Below are 1,569 nucleotides of genomic sequence, written 5' to 3' on the forward strand. Positions count from 1 at the left end.
GGCGTACACTGGCCTGAGGCAGCGCCGACCGCGCGCGCGCCGCAGCCGCTGGCGGGCAAGACCTTCGTGCTGACCGGTACGCTGCCGACGATGTCACGCGAGGATGCCAAGGAGAGGCTGGAGGCGGCCGGGGCCAAGGTGGCTGGCTCCGTCTCGAAGAAAACCGACTACGTGGTGGCCGGGGCCGAAGCGGGCAGCAAGCTTGAAAAGGCCCAGTCGCTAGGCGTGCCGGTGCTGGATGAAGAGGGGATGTTGAAACTGCTGGCCGAGGCCGGCGCAGCCTGATACGGAGAACGCGCAATGATCCGGGACATTCTGAAGATGGGCGATCCACGCCTGCTGCAAAAGGCGCGCCCCGTGACGCAGTTCAATACGCCTGAACTGCGTCTGCTGGTCGATGACATGTTCGACACGATGGAGCACGCCAATGGCGCGGGCCTGGCCGCACCGCAGATCGGCGTGGATCTGCAGGTGGTGATCTTCGGGTTCGACCGCAACCCGCGCTACCCCGATGCGCCGACCGTGCCCAAGACCGTGCTGATCAACCCGGTGCTGGAGCCGTTGTCGGACGACATGGAGGATGGCTGGGAAGGCTGCCTGTCGGTGCCCGGCCTGCGTGGCGTGGTGCCACGCCACACGCGCCTGAAGTACACGGGGTTCGACATGAACGGGAACCGGATCGAGCGCGTGGCCGACGGCTTCCACGCGCGGGTGGTACAGCACGAATGCGATCACCTGATCGGCGTGCTGTATCCGATGCGCATCAAGGATTTCACGCGTTTCGGATTCACCGAAATCCTGTTCCCCGAGCTGCCCGCCAGTTACGACGACTGAGGCGATGCACGCGCGGCCAGCACAGGTTGGCCGTGCCGGTTGTGATAGATCAGCGCGGCGGCAACCAGGGCCGTCATCAGGCAAAGTTCGGCAGCAAAGCTGGCGAGCGTGGCATCCAGGTACGTCGCCCCATGGTGCAGCCGCTGCGCGAATACCGTGCCCAGCAGCGCCGAGCCGAGACCGAGCGAAGCCTGCTGCACGGTAGTCAGCGCGGCGCTGCCCGCACCAGCCTGATCCGCCGGAATGTCGGCCAGGCCAATTCGGTAGTAGCAGCCCACGACGAGTGCATTGCCAAATCCGATCAGCATGGTGGGCATCGCCAGGTCGAGGATGCCGGGATGGGGCCAGACGTGGCGCAGCGTATAGCCTAGCGCCGCGATACCAGCCATCTGGATCAGGCAGCCCGCAATCAGCACACGCGTACGCCCCCACGCGTTCACCGCGCGTGGGCTGTACAGCGAACCAGCGAAGAAGGCCAGCCCAAGCGGGATAAAGGCATTGCCGGCGGTGGTCGGCGTCATGCCCGCGCCGCTCTGCAGCGCCAGCGCCAGCACGAACATGAACCCGCTCCAGCACGCATAGAACAGCGCGGCGAGGGTGAATCCAAATCGCACGCTTGGCAGCCGCACCAGCGAAGGCGGCAGCAGCGGATGCACGCCGCCGCGTTCCTGGCGTAGCTCGACTTTCCAGAGCAGCGACAGCAATGGCGCGGCGGCGGCCAGGATGGCCAGCACC

The 1,569-nt window shown here is 66.2% G+C and carries 3 protein-coding genes; 2 read left to right on the plus strand and 1 reads right to left on the minus strand.

Annotation, left to right across the window (positions count from 1 at the left end):
* Both B552_RS28020 and def read left to right on the plus strand, forming a co-directional pair.
* A partial coding sequence (locus B552_RS28020) for a BRCT domain-containing protein (RefSeq protein ID WP_035880492.1) occupies positions 1 to 285 on the plus strand: 285 nt, incomplete at its 5' end.
* A gap of 15 nt (positions 286 to 300) precedes the next feature.
* Positions 301 to 834 carry a peptide deformylase gene (gene def / locus B552_RS0126895; RefSeq protein WP_019452160.1) on the plus strand — a complete coding sequence of 178 codons (534 nt, stop codon included), beginning with the start codon at positions 301 to 303 and terminating at the stop codon, positions 832 to 834.
* Here the strand turns inward: def and B552_RS28025 are convergent.
* A partial coding sequence (locus B552_RS28025; protein WP_019452161.1) for an MFS transporter occupies positions 822 to 1,569 on the minus strand: 748 nt, incomplete at its 5' end. The two genes, def and B552_RS28025, sit on opposite strands and share 13 nt — an antisense overlap.

It is taken from the genome of Cupriavidus sp. BIS7 (assembly GCF_000292345.1).
In the GTDB taxonomy this organism is placed as follows: domain Bacteria; phylum Pseudomonadota; class Gammaproteobacteria; order Burkholderiales; family Burkholderiaceae; genus Cupriavidus.